This is a genomic window from Mesorhizobium sp. C268A (assembly GCF_040324475.1).
Classification (GTDB): domain Bacteria; phylum Pseudomonadota; class Alphaproteobacteria; order Rhizobiales; family Rhizobiaceae; genus Mesorhizobium.
In genome coordinates, this window is record NZ_JAMYVX010000001.1 from 4,163,996 (window position 1) to 4,184,696 (window position 20,701).

Annotated in this window: 19 protein-coding genes; 9 read left to right on the top strand and 10 right to left on the bottom strand. The window is 63.9% G+C overall.

The window, feature by feature from the left end; all coding sequences use genetic code 11:
• Positions 1-137 precede the first annotated feature (137 nt).
• Positions 138-1,079: a threonine/serine dehydratase gene (locus NKL06_RS20350; RefSeq protein WP_023694026.1), complete on the bottom strand. Its 942-nt coding sequence runs from the start codon at positions 1,077-1,079 to the stop codon at positions 138-140.
• A 50-nt stretch (positions 1,080-1,129) separates the two neighbouring features.
• Between NKL06_RS20350 and NKL06_RS20355 the strand changes: the two genes are divergently transcribed.
• The gene (locus NKL06_RS20355; protein WP_023694025.1) at positions 1,130-1,432 is read left to right on the top strand and encodes an ArsR/SmtB family transcription factor; all 303 of its coding nucleotides are present in this window, start codon (positions 1,130-1,132) and stop codon (positions 1,430-1,432) included.
• A 20-nt stretch (positions 1,433-1,452) separates the two neighbouring features.
• Here the strand turns inward: NKL06_RS20355 and lysA are convergent, their stop codons facing one another.
• The 3 genes from lysA to argH form a co-directional block, all read right to left on the bottom strand.
• Positions 1,453-2,721, bottom strand: coding sequence for a diaminopimelate decarboxylase (gene lysA / locus NKL06_RS20360; RefSeq protein ID WP_023694024.1), 1,269 nt, complete (start codon positions 2,719-2,721; stop codon positions 1,453-1,455).
• An 80-nt stretch (positions 2,722-2,801) separates the two neighbouring features.
• Entirely contained in the window at positions 2,802-3,008 is a 207-nt protein-coding gene (locus NKL06_RS20365; RefSeq protein ID WP_023673325.1) for a hypothetical protein, read from the bottom strand.
• Between the two features lie 68 nt (positions 3,009-3,076).
• Positions 3,077-4,477 carry an argininosuccinate lyase gene (gene argH, locus NKL06_RS20370; RefSeq protein ID WP_023694023.1) on the bottom strand — a complete coding sequence of 467 codons (1,401 nt, stop codon included), beginning with the start codon at positions 4,475-4,477 and terminating at the stop codon, positions 3,077-3,079.
• Positions 4,478-4,512: 35 nt separating this feature from the next.
• On the opposite strand from argH, the gene tlpA reads away from it, so the two are divergent.
• A complete protein-coding gene (gene tlpA / locus NKL06_RS20375) occupies positions 4,513-5,205 on the top strand; it encodes a thiol:disulfide interchange protein TlpA (protein ID WP_023694022.1) in 693 nt (230 codons plus the stop codon).
• Here tlpA and NKL06_RS20380 read toward each other — a convergent pair.
• A complete protein-coding gene (locus NKL06_RS20380) occupies positions 5,202-7,649 on the bottom strand; it encodes a bifunctional diguanylate cyclase/phosphodiesterase (RefSeq protein ID WP_023694021.1) in 2,448 nt (815 codons plus the stop codon). The genes tlpA and NKL06_RS20380 overlap by 4 nt on opposite strands.
• A 146-nt stretch (positions 7,650-7,795) precedes the next feature.
• Positions 7,796-7,942, bottom strand: a complete 147-nt coding sequence (locus NKL06_RS20385) for a hypothetical protein (RefSeq protein WP_023694020.1) — start codon at positions 7,940-7,942, stop codon at positions 7,796-7,798.
• A gap of 185 nt (positions 7,943-8,127) precedes the next feature.
• On the opposite strand from NKL06_RS20385, the gene ugpB reads away from it, so the two are divergent.
• The 4 genes from ugpB to NKL06_RS20405 all read left to right on the top strand — a co-directional run bounded on the left by ugpB (position 8,128) and on the right by NKL06_RS20405 (position 12,321).
• Positions 8,128-9,438, top strand: a complete 1,311-nt coding sequence (gene ugpB / locus NKL06_RS20390; protein WP_023685331.1) for a sn-glycerol-3-phosphate ABC transporter substrate-binding protein UgpB — start codon at positions 8,128-8,130, stop codon at positions 9,436-9,438.
• A 71-nt stretch (positions 9,439-9,509) separates the two neighbouring features.
• A complete protein-coding gene (gene ugpA, locus NKL06_RS20395; RefSeq protein ID WP_023694019.1) occupies positions 9,510-10,394 on the top strand; it encodes a sn-glycerol-3-phosphate ABC transporter permease UgpA in 885 nt (294 codons plus the stop codon).
• A 9-nt stretch (positions 10,395-10,403) separates the two neighbouring features.
• Positions 10,404-11,252: a sn-glycerol-3-phosphate ABC transporter permease UgpE gene (ugpE, locus tag NKL06_RS20400; RefSeq protein WP_023694018.1), complete on the top strand. Its 849-nt coding sequence runs from the start codon at positions 10,404-10,406 to the stop codon at positions 11,250-11,252.
• 7 nt (positions 11,253-11,259) lie between these two features.
• Positions 11,260-12,321, top strand: a complete 1,062-nt coding sequence (locus NKL06_RS20405; protein ID WP_023694017.1) for a sn-glycerol-3-phosphate import ATP-binding protein UgpC — start codon at positions 11,260-11,262, stop codon at positions 12,319-12,321.
• A 35-nt stretch (positions 12,322-12,356) separates the two neighbouring features.
• On the opposite strand, the gene NKL06_RS20410 is transcribed toward NKL06_RS20405, so the two are convergent.
• The 3 genes from NKL06_RS20410 to NKL06_RS20420 all read right to left on the bottom strand — a co-directional run bounded on the left by NKL06_RS20410 (position 12,357) and on the right by NKL06_RS20420 (position 16,169).
• Positions 12,357-13,439 carry an ABC transporter ATP-binding protein gene (locus NKL06_RS20410; RefSeq protein WP_023694016.1) on the bottom strand — a complete coding sequence of 361 codons (1,083 nt, stop codon included), beginning with the start codon at positions 13,437-13,439 and terminating at the stop codon, positions 12,357-12,359.
• Entirely contained in the window at positions 13,436-15,007 is a 1,572-nt protein-coding gene (locus NKL06_RS20415; protein WP_023694015.1) for an ABC transporter permease, read from the bottom strand. Before NKL06_RS20415 ends, NKL06_RS20410 begins: the two co-directional genes overlap by 4 nt.
• Positions 15,008-15,161: 154 nt before the next feature.
• Positions 15,162-16,169 (bottom strand): iron ABC transporter substrate-binding protein, encoded by a 1,008-nt coding sequence (locus tag NKL06_RS20420; RefSeq protein WP_023685327.1) that lies wholly within the window; start codon positions 16,167-16,169, stop codon positions 15,162-15,164.
• A 204-nt stretch (positions 16,170-16,373) separates the two neighbouring features.
• On the opposite strand from NKL06_RS20420, the gene NKL06_RS20425 reads away from it, so the two are divergent.
• The 3 genes from NKL06_RS20425 to NKL06_RS20435 all read left to right on the top strand — a co-directional run bounded on the left by NKL06_RS20425 (position 16,374) and on the right by NKL06_RS20435 (position 19,702).
• On the top strand, positions 16,374-16,925 hold the full coding sequence (locus NKL06_RS20425) for a sigma-70 family RNA polymerase sigma factor (protein ID WP_023685326.1): 552 nt from the start codon (positions 16,374-16,376) through the stop codon (positions 16,923-16,925).
• Position 16,926: 1 nt separating this feature from the next.
• Positions 16,927-17,565, top strand: a complete 639-nt coding sequence (locus NKL06_RS20430) for an NrsF family protein (RefSeq protein ID WP_023671666.1) — start codon at positions 16,927-16,929, stop codon at positions 17,563-17,565.
• A 202-nt stretch (positions 17,566-17,767) separates the two neighbouring features.
• Entirely contained in the window at positions 17,768-19,702 is a 1,935-nt protein-coding gene (locus NKL06_RS20435) for a PAS domain S-box protein (protein WP_050587141.1), read from the top strand.
• Between the two features lie 27 nt (positions 19,703-19,729).
• Here the strand turns inward: NKL06_RS20435 and NKL06_RS20440 are convergent, their stop codons facing one another.
• Entirely contained in the window at positions 19,730-20,608 is an 879-nt protein-coding gene (locus NKL06_RS20440) for a 3-hydroxybutyryl-CoA dehydrogenase (protein WP_023671668.1), read from the bottom strand.
• Positions 20,609-20,701 lie beyond the last annotated feature (93 nt).

Below are 20,701 nucleotides of genomic sequence, written 5' to 3' on the forward strand. Positions count from 1 at the left end.
GGCCCTTCCTGCCCGGGCAGGATAGCCCGGACTCAACAAGCAGAAGTTTACCAGCAAACACGGCAAAGGCGAGGCGGTTCCGGAAAACTTGAAAAGCTTTGGCGGGTTTGGGTCTGCACTTCAGCCAAAGCAAGGCTTCAGAATTTCGTGGGATCGGTGTTCGAGCCGCAGACCAGGACCGCGATCCGTTCGCCCGGCGCCGGGGTGTAGCGGCCGGACAAGAGAGCCGCAAAGGCTGCGGCGCCACCCGGCTCGGCGATGATACGCACCCGCTCCCACAGCGCCTTCTGCGCGGCAATGATGGCGTCGTCGGTGACCAGGATGGAGCGTTCGACGAAGGCCTCGGCGATCGGGAACATCATCTCGCCGACGCGTTTGGGCGCCAGCGAATCGGCGGCGACGCCTTCGGCCGGCGCATCGACGGGGTGGCCGGCCTCGAAGGCGCGATGCAGCGTCGGCGCGCCTTCGGGCTCGATGGCGATGATCCTGATGCGGCCGGCAAACCAGGCGGCGATGCCGCCGATCAGGCCGCCGCCGCCGACAGCGACCAGCAGCGTGTCGATGTCTGGCAGATCGGTTTCGATTTCGAGGCCGAGCGTGCCCTGGCCGACCAATGTTTCCTCCTGGTTGAAGGCATGGATCTGCAGCGCGCCGGTCTTTTCGGCAAAAGCCTCGCTGGCGGCCAGCGCCTCGGCATAGCGGGCGCCGCCGACCATCAGTTCGGCGCCGTAGCCGCGGATGCGCTGCAGCTTGGCCGGTGGGCTGACTTCGGGAACGAAGATCGTCGCCTTGTGGCCAAGCCGCATGGCGGCATAGGCGACCGCGGCGCCATGATTGCCGCCCGAAGCCGCAACCACGCCGGCCGCAGGCACCGGCCGTTCGAGCAGATTGGTGAAGGCGCCGCGCGCTTTGAACGAACCGGAATGCTGCAGGCATTCGAGCTTGAGGTCGACCGCCAGCGGCGGCCGGTCGAAATCGGCCATGTCGACGCGCAGCACCGGCGTGTGCCTGATATAGCGGCGGATGCGCGGTTCCATCGCGGCAATGCGTTCGCGCGTGACGGTGTTGCCGTTCGTCATGACCATCTCCTTGGGATTGACAGCAATTAGTAACTTGGCAAAATGGCTAAATGCAAGAGGTTGATGTCTTCAAGGCGATCGCCAACGAACGCAGGCTGCAGATCCTCGACTGGCTGAAGGATCCGCAGGCCCATTTCCCGGCCCAGGCAGACGGCGATCTGGTCGAGGACGGCGTTTGCGCGCTGCTGATCGCGGAGAAGCTCGGCATTACGCAGGCGACGCTCTCCGAACATATGCGCGTGCTTACCCAGGCCGGCCTGCTGCGGCCCAAGCGCATCAAGCAATGGACGTTCTACCGCCGCGACGAGGACAGGATCGCCGACACAAGGATGCTCATCCAGAACCGGCTGTAGCGCAGCCGGCGTGGCAGCTCCTATGCAAGCCAGTCGGGCACCGAATCCAGGCCGATCAGCTCGTCATAGGTCTGGCGCCGGCGTACGACATGGAAACGTTCGCCGTCGACCAGAACCTCAGGCACAAGTAGGCGGGTGTTGTAGGTGCCGGATTGCACCGCGCCATAGGCGCCGGCGGTGGTGACGGCAATTAGGTCGCCAGACTTGAGCCGGGGCAGGTCACGGTCGAGGCCGAGATAGTCGCCTGTCTCGCAGACCGGGCCGACGACATCGACCGCCATGCGCGGCGTGTCGGCCGGCGGCTGCACCACCGGCTTGATGTCGTGGAAGGCATCGTAGAGCGTCGGCCGGATCAGATCGTTCATGGCGGCGTCGACGACGAGGAAGTTCTTGGCGTCGCCTTCCTTCACGAAGATCACTTCCGAGACCAGGATGCCGGCATTGCCGACGATCAGCCGGCCCGGCTCGAACATCACCTTCACTCCAAGCTTTGTCAGATGCTTCCTGACGATCTCGGCATAGGCATCGGGCAAAGGCGGCGGGCTGTTGTCGGTGCGGTAGGGGATGCCGAGGCCGCCGCCGAGATCGACATGCTCGACGGCATGGCCATCGGCGCGCAGCGCGCCGACCAGTTCCGCCAGAAGCGCGAAAGCATCGTCAAAGGGCTGCAACTCGGTGATCTGGCTGCCGATATGGGTATCGATGCCGATGGGCTTGGTGCCCGGCAGCCCGGCCGCGCGGGCATAGACCTGGCGCGCCCGTTGCCAGGGAATGCCGAACTTGTTCTCGGCCTTGCCGGTGGAGATCTTCCTGTGCGTCCTGGCGTCGACATCCGGGTTGATGCGCAGCGAGACCGGCGCCACCTTGCCGAGCGCGGTGGCGCGGGCCGACAGCAATTCAAGCTCCGGCTCGGATTCGACATTGAAGCAGAGAATGCCGGCCTCGAGCGCAAAATCCATCTCGCGCGCGGTCTTGCCGACGCCCGAGAATACGATCTTGCTGGCCGGGATGCCGGCGGCGAGCGCGCGGCGCATTTCGCCTTCCGAGACGGTGTCGGCGCCGGCGCCGAGCTTTGCCAGCGTTCGCAGCACCGCCTGGTTGGAATTCGCCTTCAAGGCGTAACAGACCAGCGTGTCGAGCCCGGCAAAGGCCCCGGCGAACACCCGGTAGTGCCTGGTCAAGGTTGCCGTCGAATAACAATAGAACGGCGTGCCGACGCTTGCGGCGATGTCTGGTATCGCCACGTCCTCGGCATGGAGCACGCCGTCGCGGTAATCGAAATGGTTCACGAGAGTGTTTCCGGAAGTTGGAGCACGAGACCTGGTTAGCACGAGACCTGGTCAGAAAGACCAAGCCGGTCTCATCGGCTCTAGATCAGCGGGTCGAGGATGAACTTCTTGTCCACGACCGGTTTTTCCGGCTCTGGCGGCACCGGCTGTTTGGCGCGCTCGGCGTCCTTGCGGGCCTGGACGGCCGCTTCATAGGGCGTGTCGAGACCAGCCTTACGGCCGCAAGCGGTCACGGCAGCCATCGCCGTCAGCAGCGTCAGCGTCACCAAAATCCTGCTCGCGGTCATCGATCCATCCGTCCGAAACTTTATGTGCTGCGCTTTTAACCGAGTTTTAGGCGCATTGCACCCCGGCATCATGCCTTGGCGATGCGCTTTTTCCAGCTGCGGATCTGCTTCCTGACCTCCGATGGCGCGGTGCCGCCGAAACTGGTGCGGCTCTTCACCGAATTCTGCACCGCCAGAACCGAGAAGATGTCTGCCGTGATGCCGGGGTTGATCGACTGCAGATCCTCCAGCGACAGCTTTTCAAGGCTCACCTTCTTCTCTTCGGCCAACGCCACCGCGCCGCCGGTGACATGGTGTGCCTCACGGAAGGGCAGGCCCAGCGTGCGCACCAGCCAGTCGGCGAGGTCGGTCGCGGTCGCGTGGCCCGAGCCGGCGGCCTTTTTCATGGCGGCGGCATTGACCGTCATGTCGCGCACCATGCCGGTCATCGCCGCCAGCATCAGATCGAGCGTCTCGGCGGCGTCGAAGACCGATTCCTTGTCTTCCTGCATGTCCTTGCCGTAGGTCAGCGGCATGCCCTTCATCACCGTCAAAAGGCCGACCAGATGGCCGGTGACGCGGCCGGTCTTGCCGCGCACCAGTTCGGCGGCGTCCGGGTTCTTCTTCTGCGGCATGATTGAGGAGCCGGTGGAGAAACTGTCCGACAGCCTGACGAAGCCGAATTGCGGCGTCGACCAGATGATGATTTCTTCGGCGAGCCGCGACAGATGCGTGGCGGAGATCGCCACCAGGCTCAAAAACTCCAGCGCGAAATCGCGGTCGGAGACGCTGTCCAACGAATTGCGCATCGGCTCGCGGAAGCCGAGCGCCTTGGCGGTCTTGTGGCGATCGATCGGAAAACTGGTGCCGGCAAGCGCTGCCGCGCCGAGCGGGCTTTCATCCATCCGCTCGATGGCATCGCGGGTCCGCGACAGGTCGCGCGAAAACATCTCGACATAGGCCATGCAATGATGGCCGAAGGTCACCGGCTGCGCCGCCTGCATGTGGGTGAAGCCGGGCATCACGGTCGCCGCATGCTCCTCGGCGCGGTCGAGCAAGGCTGAGATCAGCCCCTTCAGCGCCTCGGCGACGCGAAAGCACTCGTCCTTGACCCAGAGCCGGAGATCCACCGCCACCTGGTCGTTGCGTGACCGCGCCGTGTGCAGGCGGCCGGCGGCCGGGCCGATCAGATCGGCAAGGCGGGCCTCGATGTTCATGTGAATGTCTTCCAGCCGGGTCGAGAACTCGAACGTGCCGGCCTCGATCTCTTTCAGGATCGTGTTCAGCCCGTGAGCGATTTTTTCTTGATCGGCCGCCGAAATAATGCCCGTTTCAGCCAACATCTCGCTGTGGGCGACCGAACCTCTTATGTCTTGGGCATAGAGTTTGCGGTCGAACGAAATCGATGCGTTGATCGCTTCCATGATCGCGGCCGGACCCGAGGCAAAACGTCCGCCCCACATCTGGTTGCTGGCCTTCTTGTCGCTCATCGCTATAACCCGTGCTCCGGAGCAGTCTTAGAAAAATGGCAGACGGTAACAGATACTTCCCGGCCCCGCGCCTGATCCTCGCCGCTTTGGTGGCGGGCGTGCTGGCCGGCGCGGTCGCGGTATATGTCAGCGAGAGCGGGTCTGGCAACAACGCAGCCACCGGCAGCGCACCTGCGGCCGGCGCGGGCAACAGCAAGGACGATGTCGCCTGCGCCGCCAAGAGCGACCGCGCCAAAAAGGTTGCCGCCGCAGCCACCGGCCAGGTGGCGGCATTGCTGCCCGCCGATCCGCCGCAATCGCTGAAAAGCCTCGCCTTCAACGGCCCAGACGGCAAGCCGATGACGATCGCCGATCATGTCGGCAAGACCGTGCTGCTCAACTTGTGGGCGACGTGGTGCGCGCCCTGCCGCGCCGAAATGCCGGCGCTCGATACGCTGCAGAAGGAAAAGGGCAGCGATGCCTTCGAAGTGGTCGCGGTCAATGTCGATGCCGGCGACGATGTGAAGCCGAAGAAGTTCCTAGCCGATATCGGCATCGGGTCGCTCGGCTACTACCGCGATTCGACGCTGGCGCTGTTCAACGACGTCAAGACGCGTGGCTTGGCGCTAGGCCTCCCCGTCACCATGCTGATCGACGGCGAAGGCTGCCTGATCGCGCATATGAACGGACCGGCCGAATGGTCGGGACCGGATGCCAAGCGCCTGGTCGAGGCCGCACTCGCCCCTTAGGATGAGCGCAGGGCCGCCGCCGGCGGCAGCATCAAGATGCTGCCGCCGCGTTGTTTGACGCCGGCGTCGTCTTGTGCCGCCGGTGCCGCTACGCCGGTCAGTTCGCTGAACGCCTCGATCGGGCTGGGCCGGCCTAGATAGTAGCCCTGGCCGATCTCGCAGGCCTCGGCGTCGAGGAATTTCAGCTCGCCCAGCGTCTCGACGCCCTCGGCCAGAACCGGCAGGCCGAGACCGCGGCCAAGCCCCAGAACGGCGCGCACGATGGCTGCCACCTGGCCGTTGCTGTCGACTGATTTGATGAATGAGCCGTCGATCTTGATCTTGTCGAAGGGGAAGGCGCGGAGATTGGACAGCGAGGAGTAGCCGGTGCCGAAATCGTCCATCGCCACACGCACGCCAAGCGCCTTCACCTGGCGCAAGGTCGCCAGCGCGCGCGGCATGTCCTTGACCAGCGCCGTTTCGGTGATCTCGAGTTCGAGCCTGCCGGGCGTCAGGCCGGAGCCGAGCAGGACTTCATGCACCTTGCGGCTGAAATTCGGATTGTGGAGCTGCACCGCCGAGACATTGACCGCGACGGTGAGAGGGTTCTTCCAGCGCGCTGCCTCGGCGCAGGCCGTCGCCAGCACCCATTCGCCGATCTGGATGATGACGCCGCTGTCTTCGGCCACCGGGATGAAGGTCGCCGGCGACACGTCGCCGCGCTGTGGATGGCGCCAGCGGATCAGCGCTTCGAACCCGACCATCCGCCCGCTGCTGATCTCCTTTTGTGGCTGGTAGACGAGGCGAAACTCATCGCGCGCCATGGCCTGGCGCAGTTCGTGCTCCATCACGCGCCGGTCTCGCGCCTCGGCGCCCATCGAGGCCTCGAAGTAACGGTAGGTGTCCTTGCCCTCGGCCTTGGCGCGGTAGAGCGCGGTGTCGGCGTGGCTGACCAGGAGTGTCGGCTCATCGGCGTCGAGCGGATAAAGTGCAATGCCGATGCTGGCCGACACCAGCCCGCCACCGACCGACAGCCGGTTTTCCTCGCGCATGGCCGCCAGCACCGCCTCGGCGATGCGGCCGGCCGCCTGCGGATCGGGAAGGTTCGGAGCGATGATGGCGAACTCGTCGCCGCCGAGACGCGCCAGCATCTGTCCGTGGCGGAGCACGGCGGAGGCGCACAGCGCCACCTTCTGCAGCATGGCATCGCCGGCGCCATGCCCGAACAGGTCGTTCACTTCCTTGAAGCGGTCGAGGTCGAGCAGCAGCAGCGCAAGATGCCCACCCTTGCCGCCGCGGTCCATTGCGGCAATTTCGGCCTCGAGCCGGCCGGAGAAACTGCGGCGGTTGGGGAGCCCGGTCAGCGGGTCGAAATGGGCGAGGCGCAGGATCTCCTGCTCGGCCTTCCTGCGTTCGCGGATGTCGCGCACGGCGACCACGCTGTGCCGCTTGCCGCAATAATCGATGCTCCTGGCGATAAGTTCGACGGGGATGGTGGCGCCGTCATGGGCTCTGAGTTCGGCTTCCTGTGCCTGTCCGCTGCAGTCGGACATGCCGGCCGCGGTGCGTTCGCCGAAGAGGTCGCCAAGCAGCATCGCGTTCAGCACTTCCGGCGCAATGCCGGTTAGCGCGGCGATGCTGTCATTGGCGCTGACGATGCGGGCGCCGTCGCAGACGATCAGCCCCTCGACGGCGGCGTTGGCGAGGCCGTGCATGCGCTCGGCCTCGAGCTTGTGACGCCGGAAGCGAAGGTCGATCCACAATGCTGCGGCTGAAAGCACCAGGATAGCCATGCTGACTGCAGCGGCGGCGAAGGCCTGCGACACCGGTTCGACCGTGAACTGTGATATCTCGATGGAGGAGTCCGGGAAGATCGACACCGCGCCCATGGCGATGAAGTGCAGGCTGCAGATCGCCAGCGTCAACAGGATGGCGGCGGCGATTGTGGCCTGCATGGACGGCCGTCGCAACACGACCAGCAGCGCCAGCGCGGCGAGGGTCACGCCTGCCAGCACCGAGACGCCGACCAGCAGCGGGTTCCAGACGATGCGCCCTTCGACCTCGAAAGCGGCCATGCCGATATAGTGCATGGCGGCGATACCAGCGCCGAGGACCGCGCCGCCGACCAGAGGGTAGTCGATGCCCCGGCGCAAGGTGGCGATCCACATGCCCGCAGCGGTCAGGGCGACGGAACCGGCGAGCGAAAGCGCCGACATTTCCGTATTGTAGGCGTTGGGGATTCCGGGAGAAAAGGCAAGCATTGCGATGAAGTGCGTCGCCCAGATACCGAAGCCGGTGGAAGTGGCTGCTATCATCAGCCAGGTATAGCGGTTGCGCTCGCTCGAGCGGTCGACATGGCGAAGCAGGTTGACCGCCGAGAAGGAAGAAATACCGCAAATGAGCGCTGCCAGTGCGACCAGTCTCAGATCGTGCTCATGCACGATACAATTATAGACCGTCAGCATCTCGCCCACCTGCTCTCCCACAGCAATCAAGCCGTCCACTTGATTAGTATGCCACGCTTGACGAAGAATCGGTTATGCGAACTACAACTACAGCGGGTTTTTCGGGTTGTACGTTGCGGCGATCCTGTCTCATTCCAGACGCACGGTTACAGCAGCGCCTGGCGCGATGCCGCTCGGCCGATCTCGATCTGGCCGAGCGCCGGTTTGGCGGCCTCACGGTGCAGGTGCGTGGCGCTGTCACGCGGGCCCTTCACGCATCGCTGGGCGGTCGGCGATCCTTGCAGGCCCACCATGCCCCATTCTATCGCTGAGCCGGCTTGGCATTTCTCTCTGTCCTCGTTGCAAGGCGAGGGGGCGCGAAGTTAGCCGGGTATGAAATTCACGAAACAGCAACAAATCCGTTGTCCGATTGTCATCAGCGACACATATTGCCTTTGCGGGAGTGCCCCTTTCGCCAATGACAAACGGGAGATGAAACATGAAGTTGTTCGGCTTTGCGGCCGGTGTTGCCGCCACCTTGACCCTGCTTTCCACCACCTCCGCCTTCGCCGCCACCCAGATCAGTTGGTGGCATGCAATGACCGGCGCCAATGCCGAGGTGGTCGACAAGATCGCCAAGGATTTCAATGCCAGCCAGAGCGACTATGAAATTCTCCCTGTTTTCAAGGGCACCTATCCCGAAACGCTGAATGCCGGCATCGCTGCCTTTCGTGCGGGGCAAGCGCCCGATATCATCCAGGTGTTCGACGTGGGTACCGGCGTCATGATGGCCGCCGAAGGTGCGATCAAGCCGGTGGCCGATGTGCTGACCAGCGCCGGCGTGACCTTCGACAAGAGCCAGTATTTGCCCGGCATCGTCGGCTACTATTCGAAGCCGGACGGGACCATGCTGTCCTTCCCCTATAATTCCTCGTCGCCCATCCTCTACTACAACAAGGATATTTTCCAGAAGGCCGGGCTTGATGTGAACAACCCGCCAAAGACCTGGAACGAGGTGTGGGAAGCCGCCAAGAAGATCAAGGCGAGCGGCGCCGCTTCCTGCGGCTATACCTCGACGTGGTTGACCTGGATCCACCTTGAGGCCTTCGCGGCCTGGAACGACGTTTCCTATGGCACCAACCAGAACGGACTTGCCGGAACCGACGTCGAGCTCAAGATCAATGCGCCGATCTTCGTCAATCATTTCCAGGCGCTCGCCGACCTGGCCAAGGACGGCACCTTCAAATATGGCGGCCGTACATCCGAAGCCAAGCAGATCTTTCTTGCCGGAGAATGCGGCATCTTCACCGAATCGTCGGGGGGTCTCGGTGACATCGTCAAGTCGGGCATGAACTACGGCATCGGCCAGCTTCCCTATGATAGTGACGCCAAGGGCGCGCCCCAGAACACCACGCCGGGCGGCGCCAGCCTGTGGGTGTTCGGCAACAAATCGGACGAGGAATACAAGGGCGTCGCGGCGTTCTTCTCCTACCTGTCCAAGACCGAAGTGCAGGAGTATCTGCATCAGAAGTCGGGTTATCTGCCGGTGACGCTCGCTGCCTATGAGGCGACCAAGAAGTCCGGCTTCTATGACAAGAACCCGGGCCGTGAGACGCCGATCCTGCAGATGCTGGGCAAGGCGCCGACCGAGAACTCGAAGGGCGTGCGCCTCGTCAACCTGCCGCAGGTGCGCGACATCGAGAACGAGGAGTTCGAGAAGATGCTGGCCGGCCAGCAGACTGCGCAGCAGGCGCTCGACAACGCGGTCGCACGCGGCAACAAGGCGATTCAGGAAGCGATCGGAAATTGAAGCGATTTGTCAGTTGAACCTCGTCCACGCGGACCCGCGTGGACGACTTCCTGAACAGCGAGGGAACCACACTGTCTCCACGCGTCGTCTTTCCCAACAAGACCCTGCCTTACCTGCTGGTGGCGCCGCAACTCGCCATTACGCTGATCTTTTTCTACTGGCCGACGGGGCAGGCGCTCTACCAGTCGATGCTTAGGGAAGACCCGTTCGGGCTGAAGAGCAAGTTCGTCGGGCTCGCCAATTTTCGCAAGGTGCTGGCCGACCCGGCCTACCTCAACTCGATCAAAGTTACGCTGGTGTTCTCTCTGGCGACCGCGATGGTCGCCATGGGTGTGGCCCTGTTGCTTGCCGTCATGGCCGAGAGGGTGGTGCGCGGCAAAGGCCTTTATCGCACGCTGCTGATCTGGCCGTATGCGGTGGCGCCGGCGATTGCCGGCATGTTGTGGCTGTTTCTGTTCAACCCCTCGATCGGTTCGCTGGCCTACGCCTTGAGAGGTCTCGGCATCGCCTGGGATCCCTTGCTTAACGGAAACCAAGCCATGATCCTGCTGGTGTCTGCGGCTGCCTGGAAGCAGATCAGCTACAATTTCCTGTTCTTCGTCGCCGGGCTGCAGGCGGTGCCGAAGACGTTGATAGAGGCGGCGGCCATGGACGGCGCCGGGGAGACGAAGCGCTTCTGGACCATCGTCTTCCCGCTGCTCGCACCGACGACCTTCTTCCTGCTGGTCGTCAACACTGTCTATGCGCTGTTCGACACTTTCGGTATCGTTCATGCCGTCACCGGCGGCGGGCCAGGCAAGGCCACCGAGACGCTGGTCTACAAGGTCTACAATGACGGTTTCGTCAATTTGATCCTCGGCGATTCGGCCGCGCAGTCGGTCATCCTGATGGTCATCGTCATCTCACTCACGGCCATCCAGTTCCGCTATGTGGAACGCAAAGTCCACTACGGTTGAGCGCGAGCGATGATTGGTCAGTCCCCGCTTCGCGCCCTCATCGCCCACGCCGTGCTCATCCTGGGCATCCTGATCGTCGCTTTCCCGATCTACTACACCTTCGTTGCCTCCACGCAGACGCTGCAGACCATCCTCAAGCCGCCATTGCCTCTTTTGCCCGGCGACCAGGTCTGGAACAATTACAGCGAGGCGCTGTTCGGCGGTGTCGGCCGCATCGGCGGCGTCAGTGTCGGCCGATTGCTGCTCAACACCACGATCATGGCGCTCGGCATCGCGGTGGGGAAGATTTTCATCTCGATCCTTTCGGCCTATGCGATCGTGTTCTTCCGTTTTCCGCTTCGGATGGTCTTCTTCTGGCTGATCTTCATCACGCTGATGCTTCCCGTCGAGGTGCGCATCCTGCCGACCTACAAGGTGATGGTCGATCTCGGCATGATCGACACCTATGCCGGCCTGATCATTCCGCTGATCGCCTCGGCCACCGCCACGCTTCTGTTTCGCCAGTTCTTCATGACCATCCCAGGTGAGTTGGTGGAAGCGGCGCGTGTCGACGGCGCCGGACCATGGCGCTTCTTTTTCGACATCCTGCTGCCGCTGTCGCGCACCAACATCGCGGCGCTGTTCGTCATCCTCTTCATTTATGGCTGGACGCAGTACCTGTGGCCGCTGCTCGTCACCAACAGCAATGACATGAACACCATCGTCATCGCACTTAGAAAGATGGTCTCCTTCGCCGATGCCGATACCCAATGGCATCTGGTCATGGTCACCGCGATGCTGGCCATCCTGCCGCCGATCCTGATCGTGGTGCTGATGCAACGCTGGTTCGTGCGCGGACTGGTCGATACCGAAAAGTGAGAAGCTGATGGCGACCGTCGATCTGAAGGATGTGAAGAAAGTCTATCCCGGCGGCGTCGAGGCGGTGAGGGGTGTCTCGATCGCCATTCCCGACAAGGAGCTTTGCGTTCTGGTTGGGCCGTCCGGCTGCGGCAAGTCCACGCTGCTGCGGATGATCGCCGGGCTTGAGACCATTTCTTCCGGCATCGTCGCCATCGACGGCAAGATCGTCAACACGATCGGTCCGACCGAGCGCGACATCGCCATGGTGTTCCAGAACTATGCGCTCTATCCACATATGAAGGTCTACGACAACATGGCCTACGGGTTGCGCAACCGGGGTACTCCCAAGGACGAGATCGACAGCAGGGTTCGCTCGACCGCCAAGGTGCTGGAGCTCACGGCGCTGCTCGACCGGCGCCCGCGCGAGCTTTCCGGCGGCCAGCGCCAGCGCGTGGCCATGGGTCGCGCAATCGTGCGCAATCCAAAAGTCTTCCTGTTCGACGAACCGCTTTCCAACCTCGACGCCAAACTGCGCGGCCAGATGCGGGTCGAAATCAAGAATTTGCAGCGCTCGCTCGGTGTCACCTCGGTCTACGTCACCCACGACCAGCTTGAGGCGATGACGCTGGCCGATATTCTCGTCGTCATGAATGGCGGGTTGGTCGAGCAGACGGGCGCGCCGCTCGACATCTACGAGAAGCCGGCATCGACCTTCGTCGCCTGCTTCATCGGAGCGCCGCCGATGAACCTTCTGCCTCTTTCGCAAGGACCGGCTGGTCCGGCGCTGACCGACGGCAAGACGGTTGACTTCGCGCCTACGAACGCCGCCACGCTTGGCTTCCGCCCTGAGGATGCCGACGTCACCTTCAGTGCCGAGGCATCATCCGGCGCGCTTATTCTGCCTGCGGCGGTCGAGGCGGTCGAACCTGTGGGAGCCGAAAGCTTTCTTCACTGTGCCGCCGGCGGCAACCGCATCGTCGTGCGTGTGGCCGGCCGCGCCACGGCCAAACCCGGCGATCAACTGCGCGTCGTGGCCAGGGCCGAGAAGCTGCATTGGTTCGACAATGCTGGGAAACGAGTCGATTGACGCAGCCGCTCGCGCCAATCCGACGCATCGGCAGTTCAGGCGAAGACATGCGCCTTGCCGGAAACTGTCAGGCGCACGATCTCGCCGACGGAAGGCGCGTCGATACCCGGTTTGCGCAGGATCAGCGGCGTGCTGCCTATTGCCGCGGCGTCGGGCGGATCGGGGTTGTTCAACAAACGCACCGCAATGGTGCACATCGAGCCGGCGAATTCCGAGTCCGTCACCTCGGCGAAGATCGTGCCCGCAGGACCCGACATGCCTTCGCGCGACGTGCGCTTTACCTGCACCTGCTCCGGTCGCAGCATGATGCGGGCGATGTCGCGCCGCTCCTTCGAGTCGACGGCGATGCGGCCGAGCGAGGAGGTGGCGAAGCCGCCTGAAATCTTTGCCGGCAAGATGATGGCGTCGCCAAGAAATTCGGCGACCATGCGGTCCTTCGGCTGCATATAGAGCTCACGCGGCGTGCCGACCTGCGAGAACTTTCCGTCGCGCATCACCGCGACCTGGCTGGCGAAGGACAGCGCCTCGGCCTGGTCGTGGGTGACCAGGATGGTGGTGATGCCGGCGGCTTCGAGCAGTTCGGCCACGGCCTTGCGCATCGAGGCGCGCAGCCCCGTGTCGAGCGCCGAGAACGGCTCGTCGAGAAGCATCAGCCTGGGCTTCATCGCCATGGCGCGGGCCAGCGCCACGCGCTGCTGCTGGCCGCCGGAGAGCTGGTGCGGGCGGCGCTTGAGGATCGCCTTGTCCAGCCCGACGGTATAGGCGAGCTCGGCGATGCGCTCGGCGCGCTGGTCCTCGCCGCGGGCCATGCCAAAGCCGATATTGTCGGCGATGCTGAGATGCGGGAACAGGGCGCCGTCCTGCGCCACCAGGCCAATGCCGCGGCGGTGCGCCGGCACCGCATGGCCGCCATTGGCCAGCACCTCGCCGTCGAGCACGACGCGGCCCTGGTCGGGCGCCTCGAAGCCGGCGATCAGCCGCAGCAACGTCGTCTTGCCGCAGCCGGACGGGCCGACGATCGCGGTGCGACTGCCGCTTGCGGCGCTGAGCTCGATGCCGGCAAGGGCTGCGACCGGGCCGTAGTGCTTGGTGAGGCCACTGATTTCGAGAAAGCTCATCGCCCGGCCATCCGTTTCGACTGGACATAGAGCAGCCAGGTCAGCGGCAGCGACATCGCCACCATGATGAAGGCGTAAGGGGCGGCGGAGGCATAGTCGATCTCGCCGCTATAGGACCAGAACGCCATGGCCAGCGTGCGCGTGCCGTTGGGCGCCAGCATCTGGGTGGCGGTCAGCTCGTTCATGATGCCGAGCGCGACCAGCGCCATGCCGGCCGCAGCCCCCGGCGCCGACAGTCGAATCGTTGTCGACCAAAGCGCCTTCAGCGGCGGCCGGCCAAGGCTGGCGGCGGCGCGTTCGAGCTCGACCGGCGCCTGTGCGATCGAGGCTCTGAGGCTGATCAAGGCGCGCGGCAGGAACATCAGGGCATAGGCGACCAGGATTGTGAACAGCGTCTGGTAGAGCGGCATGGCGATGCGCACGGTAATGGTGACCAAGGCCAGCGCGATGACCACGCCGGGCAGCGAACCGACAATGTAGTTGCAGCCTTCGAGCAGCCGCTGCAGCGGTCCCGGCGCGCGGATCGAGATCCAGGCCATCGGCATGGCGGCGATGGTCGCAAGCAAGGCGCCGGCGAGCGCCAGGAAGAGCGTCTGGCCAAGCGCCAGGCCGATCTCGTCGAAACGCCAGACATCGGCGCCGCCGGCGACCAGCCAGCGGCCGATGGTGACGAAGGGCACGCCGATGGCGAGCAGCGTGGTGATGGCAGGCAGAGCCAGGCAAGGCAGCGTGGCGCGCCCGAGCCTGGTGCGCTGCTGGCGGCGCGCGGCACCCGAGCCTACGCGGGCATAGCGTTCCTCGCCGCGCACCAGCACCTCCAGCGCGAGCAGCACGAAGCAGCAAGTCACCAGGACGCCGGCTAGCATGTTGGCGGCGGGACCGTTGAAGGTCGACTGGAACTGGTCGACGATCGCCGTGGTGAAAGTGTCGAAGCGGATGAAGACGTAGAGGCCGTATTCGGCCAGCAGATGCAGGCCGACCAGCAGCGCGCCGCCGCAAATGGCCAGTCTCAGCTGCGGCAGCACGACACGCCAAAACACCCGCCATGGTCCAAGGCCGAGTGCTGCGGCTGCGTCCTCCAAAGCAGGATCGAGCCGGCGCAGAGCCGCCGCCAGCGGCAGATAGAGGAACGGGAAATAGGCGAGAACCGAGACCAGCACGCCGGCCCACAGGCCGTGCAAGGTCGGCACCATGGTGATCCAGGCGTAGGAATGCACGAAGGCGGGGATGGCGAGCGGCGCCACCGACAGCCAAGCCCACAGCCGGGCGCCGGGCAGGTCGCTGCGCTCGGTCAGCCATGCCAGCGTCACCGACAGCACGGTGGCGATCGGCACGGTGAGCGCCACCAGAAGCACGGTGTTGACCAGAAGTTCGCCGACGCGCGGCCGGAAGACCAGGGCCGAAGCAGTGTCCCAGCCGATCTGCACACCGATCCAGATGATGAACGCCAGCGGCAGCAGCGACAGCAGCGAGACAATTATGGCGGCAAGCGCGATCCAGGACATGGGCTTCCGGCGGGACCGCCCGACTGTCTGGCCTGAACGTGCGAGATCGACCGCAGTTTGCATCAGCTCGACCGCGCCACTGCCGCCGGGGCGGGGGCGCCGCAGGCGCGGCCGGAAACGCAATGTGTTGTCATGGACAATGCCATCTCGAAAACAGAGCGCTCCTGCGGAAAGTCCGGCAGGAGCGCAATCGTTGCCCTTTTAGGACGAACCCAGCCTAAAGCAAGCCGGCTGCCGTCATCAGGTCCGTCACCTTTTTGGAGTTCAGTGTCGCCGGATCGACCTTCGGCGCCTGCAGGTCGGCCAGCGGCACCAGCTTGGGATTGGACTGCGCGTCCTTGCCGATAGCGTATTCGAAGGACGTGCCGGTCTTCAGCACGTCCTGGCCGCCTTTCCCGGTCACCCATTTGAGGAACGCCTGGGCTTCCTTCGGGTGTTTGCTCGAGGCGAGCACGCCGCCGCCGGAGATCGAGACGAAAGCGCCGGGATCCTGGTTCTTGAAATAATGCAGTTCGACGTTCTTGCTGTTTTCGCCGGTCTTTGCCTGATCGCCGAAATAGTAATAGTGGTAGATGATTCCGCCTTCGATCTCGCCGGCATTGACCGCCTTCATCACCGTGCCGTTGCCCTTGTAGGCGGTGAAATTCTCCTTCATGGCCTTCAGCCAGTCGGCGGTTGCGGCTTCGCCCTTGAGCTCGAGCAACGCGCTGACGATGGCCTGAAAATCGGCGCCGGAAGGCGAGGCTGCCCAGCGGCCTTTCCAGCTCGGATCGGCGAGATCGAGCATCGATTTGGGCAGCTTTTCGGCCGTGAGCTTGGTTTTGTTGTAGGCAAAGACGGTGCTGCGCGCCGCGACACCCACCCATCTGCCGCTGCTCGGCTGGAATTCGGCCGGGACTTGCGCCAGCGTGTCGGCGTCGACCGGCGCGAAAAGGCCCGCCGCTTCGACCAGGGTCATCGCCGGCGAGTTTTCGGTCAGGAACACGTCGGCCGGCGAAGAAGCGCCCTCGGCGACGATCTGGTTGGAGAAATCGCTGTCGCCGCCATTGCGCAGCGTGACCTTGATGCCGGTTTCCTTGGTGAAACCTTCGACCCATTCCTTGGCCAGGCTCTCATGCTGGGCGTTGTAGACGATGATGCCGGCATCCGCGGCCATCGCCGGCCCGGCGATCATGCTCACGGCCAGCGCTGTGGCCCCCGCTAGGGTGGAGAGCGTGTATCTCATGGCGTCATCCTCAATCTCGGTGGTTCTGGTTTCGCAGGCTGCACCTATCGATACCTGACAGCAGTAGTCAACATTGCTCGGCTGCTTCAATCGGTCGCCGCTCCCGCAAACTTTCGTGATTTTGCGGCACTTTGGCTTGGACATCATTTCGCCGGACACGTAACAAATCGGTGCCGAGGCGCGAAGATCGGGGAGTGAACTCTTGTGAGCGGCAAGGATGAGGCCGAGCTTTCCCGGCTGATGCGGGCCGCGATCGCGGGAGATGAAAGGGCCTACGCCGACTTTTTGCACCGGATCGCCGCGCTGGTTCGCGGCTTTGCGAGGCGCAAGATCGTACAGGGCGGGGTCGATCCCGAGGATGTTGTGCAGGAAACCTTGCTGGCCATTCATGTGAAACGGCATACCTGGCGCCAGGACGCGCCGGTGTTGCCATGGATCTATGCGATAGCCCGCTTCAAGCTGATCGATGCTTTCCGGCGGCGCGGACGGCGCATCGAAATCGAGATCGACGAGATCGCCGAGACCTTTGCCGAGCCGGAAACCGAGACCGTCAGCGAACGCGACATCAACCGGGCGCTGGACGGACTGCCGGCTGCGCAGCGTTCCGTCGTTTCTTCGATCTCGGTCGACGGCCGCTCCATCGGCGAGACGGCGGCCACGCTCGGCGTCAGCGAGACGGCGGTGCGGGTGTCGCTGCATCGCGGGCTTGCCGCGATCGCCAAGCGATTTGGGCAGGGGCGCTTCGGGCGGCAGTGACATGAGGACGGAGGATCTCATCAAGGCACTCGACGCCGACACAAGCAGCAAGGCGATGCCGCTGCGCTCGGCCTGGTTGATGGCGGCGGCAGCCGCGGCGGTGATCGCGGCTCTGGTCTTCTTTCTCACCATCGGCCCGCGTCCCGACATCATGACCGCCATGCACACGATGCGGTTCCTGGCGAAGTTCGTGTTCACCATCGTGCTCGCCGTCACCGCCTTTGGCCTGGTCCGGGCGTTGTCGACGCCGGGCGCTTCGACGGCAAGAGCCGCGGCCTGGATGCTGGCGGCGCCGCTGCTGGTGGCCGTGGCGGTGGCTCTCGAACTGTTCATGGTGCCGGAGCCGATGTGGAGCACGCGCATGGTCGGCTCCAACATGATGATCTGCATGGGCTTCATCCCGCTGATCGGCATCGGCCCGCTTGCCGTCTTCCTGTGGATGCTGCGCTATGGCGCGCCGACGCGGCCGGTGTTGGCCGGGGCGGTCGCGGGACTGCTCGCCGGCGGCCTGGCGGCGACCTTCTACGCCGCGCACTGCTTCGACGATTCGCCGCTTTTCGTCGCCACCTGGTACACGCTCGCCATCGCCGTCCTCGCCGGTCTGGGCGCGCTCGGGGGACGGTTCTTCGTGCGCTGGTGACCGGGCCGTTCAAGATCGCCCAATAATCACCGATGCTTAATCATGCCGGCAATTGTTTGCGGGTTCACCGTGTTGCCGGTGGCTCCGGCGCAACCTTTCCTTAAAAACGATCATCCAGTGTTTTTTGCAGAAATGTGTTGCGCATGGGGTGGCATGCACAGTGATGCGACGAGAGCGAAAAAGCCTGCGGGCTGACAGTCACGTGGCTTTGGTGCTTGCGGCCGGAGGGCTTTGCGCTGCCGTGGTCGCGCTCCTGCTGTCGCGGCTCGATGTCAGCGCCGAAGTGCTGAAACTCTGCCTGCAGATATCGGTGCCGGTCGCCGCCGTTGCGCTGATTCTCGCCGCCCTGTTCATTTACCGGATACTGGACGACCGCCGGCAGATCGCCGAAAGCGAGCAGCGTTTCCGCCGCGCCATGGAGGATTCGGCGATCGGCATCGCCATTGTCGGCCTCGACGGCCGCATCCACGAAACCAACCCGGCCTTCGCCGCCATGCTCGGCTATAGCAAGCAGGAGATCGAGGCGCTGACCTTCTTTCAGATCACCCATCCCGACGATGTGCAGATCGGCCGTGAGACGATGGACGGCATGCGGGCGGGCACCGTCAACGCCTTCCACTTCGAAAAGCGCTACCTCAGGAAGGACGGCACGCCGGTATGGGCCCATCTTGCCGGTTCCGTCATTCGCGACGAGAAGAGCGGGAGCCCGCTCTACCTGGTCTCCCAGATCGAGGATATCGATGCGCGCAAGCAATCCGAGGCGCGCATAGCCGAAGCCGAAACGCGCTGGAATTTTGCCCTGGCCAGCGCCGGACAAGGCGTCTGGGATCTTGATATGCGGAAGGGCGGCACCACCTACTCCGCCACCTGGGTGAAGATGCTGGGCTATGCCGATGGCGAACTGGACGGCGACCCCGACCGCTGGCTGGCGATGATCCACCCCGACGATCGCGAAAACGTCGCCGAAGCCGATCGTGCCCATCTGGAGGGCAGGACACCGTTCTTCGAAGCCGAGTTCCGGATGCGCCACAAGGATGGCCACTGGGTCTGGATCCTCGACCGCGGCAAGACGCTCGAACGCGACAAGGACGGACGGCTGGTCAGGGCCATCGGCAGCCTGACCGATATCACCCAGCGCAAGCAAACCGAGGAAAGCCTCATCGTATCGGCGGCAATGCTGGCCGACGAGAAGGAGCGGCTGAGGGTGACGCTGCAGTCGATCGGCGACGCCGTCATCTGCACCGATGCCGCCAACCGCATCACCTTCATGAACCCGGTCGCCGAAAAGCTCACCGGCGTTGTTGGCGCGGAGGCGCTCGGCAAGACGCTTGGCCATGTCTACTGGGCGGTGGACGAAGAAACCGGGCAAAGGATCGGCATGACGCGGCCGGCGCTCGGCAGCGCCAGCCCTGCCGACCAGAACAGTCGCGCCGTCCTCATCCGTCGCGACGACACACGCTGCAGCATCCGCCAGGTGGTGTCGCCGATCATGAACGACCGCCAGGAGTTCTGCGGTCTTGTCATCGTCTTCCAGGACTTCACCGATGCGCGCGCCTTGCAGCGCCAGCTCGCCTATGCCGCCGCGCATGATGCGCTGACCGGCCTTGCCAACCGTTCGAGCTTTATCCGCACCATGGAGGAACTGGTCGACCGGAGCCGCAAGGCCGGCACAGCCAGGTCGGCGGGCGAACATCATTTCATGTTCATCGATCTGGACCATTTCAAGCTGGTCAACGACACTGGCGGGCACGCCGCCGGCGACGCCTTGCTGAAGCGGGTTGCCGAGGCCATTCGCGGTGCGCTTGGGCCGGAGGATATCGTGGCCCGCCTCGGCGGCGACGAATTCGCGGTCATCCTGAAAGCCGGGCCGAGCGCCGGCGCCAGGATTGCCGCACGCTCTGTCATCGACGCCATCCGCGGCCTGCAGTTCAGCTGGGACGGCCGGCCGCATGCGATCGATGCCAGCATCGGGCTGGCGCCAATCCACAGCAACAGCGGTGAAGTCGACGAGATCATCGCCCGGGCCGATGCTGCCTGCTATGCGGCCAAGGCCGCCGGCCGCGGCTGTGTTTCCGTGGCGCCTGACGATACCGGGTCAAGAGGCCAAGCAGAGCCGCCGCTTGCAGCGGCGTCCTGAGGGAGCACGGAACTTTCGTTCTGGTGGTTAGCGCGTCGGAACCGGATGCTCGCCGCGATAGTCGTAGAAGCCGCGCCCGGTCTTGCGGCCGAGCCAGCCGGCCTCGACATATTTCACCAGCAGCGGGCAGGGGCGATATTTCGAATCCGACAGGCCGTCATGCAGCACCTGCATAATCGACAGGCAGGTGTCGAGGCCGATGAAATCGGCGAGCTGCAGCGGTCCCATCGGATGGTTGGCGCCGAGCCGCATGGCGGTGTCGATGGCATCGACCGAGCCGACCCCCTCATAGAGCGTGTAGATCGCCTCGTTGATCATCGGCAACAGAATGCGGTTGACGATGAAGGCCGGAAAATCTTCAGAGACGGTGATGGTCTTGTCGAGCTGTTTCACATAGGCCTTGGCCGCCTCGAAGGTCTGATCCTCGGTAGCGATGCCGCGCACCAGTTCGACCAGCTTCATCAGCGGCACGGGGTTCATGAAATGTATGCCGATGAAACGCTCAGGACGGTCGGTCTGCGCGGCAAGCCGGGTGATCGAAATCGACGAGGTGTTGGTCGCCAGAATGGCTTCCGGGTTGAGCTGGGGACAGAGCTGCGCGTAAATCTTGCGCTTGACCGTCTCGTCCTCGGTCGCCGCCTCGATAACCAGATCGGCACCGGCGAGATCAGCCATGGTGGGGGCTGCGGAAATGCGCGCCATCGCTTCGTTACGCAGCTTTTCCTCAAGCTTGCCGGAGCCGACCTGGCGGGCCATGTTGCCGCTGACCGTGGCAATGCCCTTCTCGATACGGTCGGGCGAGACGTCGTAGATCAGCACCTTGAAACCCGAAAGTGCTGATACATGCGCGATGCCGCCGCCCATCTGGCCGGCGCCGATGATGCCGATCGTCTCGATCTTGGCCATTTGCAGCGATCCCGTCGAAAAGGCCTTTGCGGCCTGCTTTTTGTGCAGTGCAAACTAAAAGGGTGGGGCAGCTTCGTCTACCCCACCCTTTCA

Excerpts from the sequence above, each read along its gene's own strand:
- NKL06_RS20350 (WP_023694026.1), bottom strand. The coding sequence starts at position 1,079 with ATGACGAACGGCAACACCGTCACGCGCGAACGCATTGCCGCGATGGAA.
- NKL06_RS20355 (WP_023694025.1), top strand. The coding sequence starts at position 1,130 with ATGCAAGAGGTTGATGTCTTCAAGGCGATCGCCAACGAACGCAGGCTG.
- NKL06_RS20365 (WP_023673325.1), bottom strand. The coding sequence starts at position 3,008 with ATGACCGCGAGCAGGATTTTGGTGACGCTGACGCTGCTGACGGCGATG.
- argH (WP_023694023.1), bottom strand. The coding sequence starts at position 4,477 with ATGAGCGACAAGAAGGCCAGCAACCAGATGTGGGGCGGACGTTTTGCC.
- tlpA (WP_023694022.1), top strand. The coding sequence starts at position 4,513 with ATGGCAGACGGTAACAGATACTTCCCGGCCCCGCGCCTGATCCTCGCC.
- NKL06_RS20380 (WP_023694021.1), bottom strand. The coding sequence starts at position 7,649 with ATGCTGACGGTCTATAATTGTATCGTGCATGAGCACGATCTGAGACTG.
- NKL06_RS20385 (WP_023694020.1), bottom strand. The coding sequence starts at position 7,942 with ATGGTGGGCCTGCAAGGATCGCCGACCGCCCAGCGATGCGTGAAGGGC.
- ugpB (WP_023685331.1), top strand. The coding sequence starts at position 8,128 with ATGAAGTTGTTCGGCTTTGCGGCCGGTGTTGCCGCCACCTTGACCCTG.
- ugpE (WP_023694018.1), top strand. The coding sequence starts at position 10,404 with ATGATTGGTCAGTCCCCGCTTCGCGCCCTCATCGCCCACGCCGTGCTC.
- NKL06_RS20405 (WP_023694017.1), top strand. The coding sequence starts at position 11,260 with ATGGCGACCGTCGATCTGAAGGATGTGAAGAAAGTCTATCCCGGCGGC.
- NKL06_RS20410 (WP_023694016.1), bottom strand. The coding sequence starts at position 13,439 with ATGAGCTTTCTCGAAATCAGTGGCCTCACCAAGCACTACGGCCCGGTC.
- NKL06_RS20415 (WP_023694015.1), bottom strand. The coding sequence starts at position 15,007 with ATGCAAACTGCGGTCGATCTCGCACGTTCAGGCCAGACAGTCGGGCGG.
- NKL06_RS20420 (WP_023685327.1), bottom strand. The coding sequence starts at position 16,169 with ATGAGATACACGCTCTCCACCCTAGCGGGGGCCACAGCGCTGGCCGTG.
- NKL06_RS20430 (WP_023671666.1), top strand. The coding sequence starts at position 16,927 with ATGAGGACGGAGGATCTCATCAAGGCACTCGACGCCGACACAAGCAGC.
- NKL06_RS20440 (WP_023671668.1), bottom strand. The coding sequence starts at position 20,608 with ATGGCCAAGATCGAGACGATCGGCATCATCGGCGCCGGCCAGATGGGC.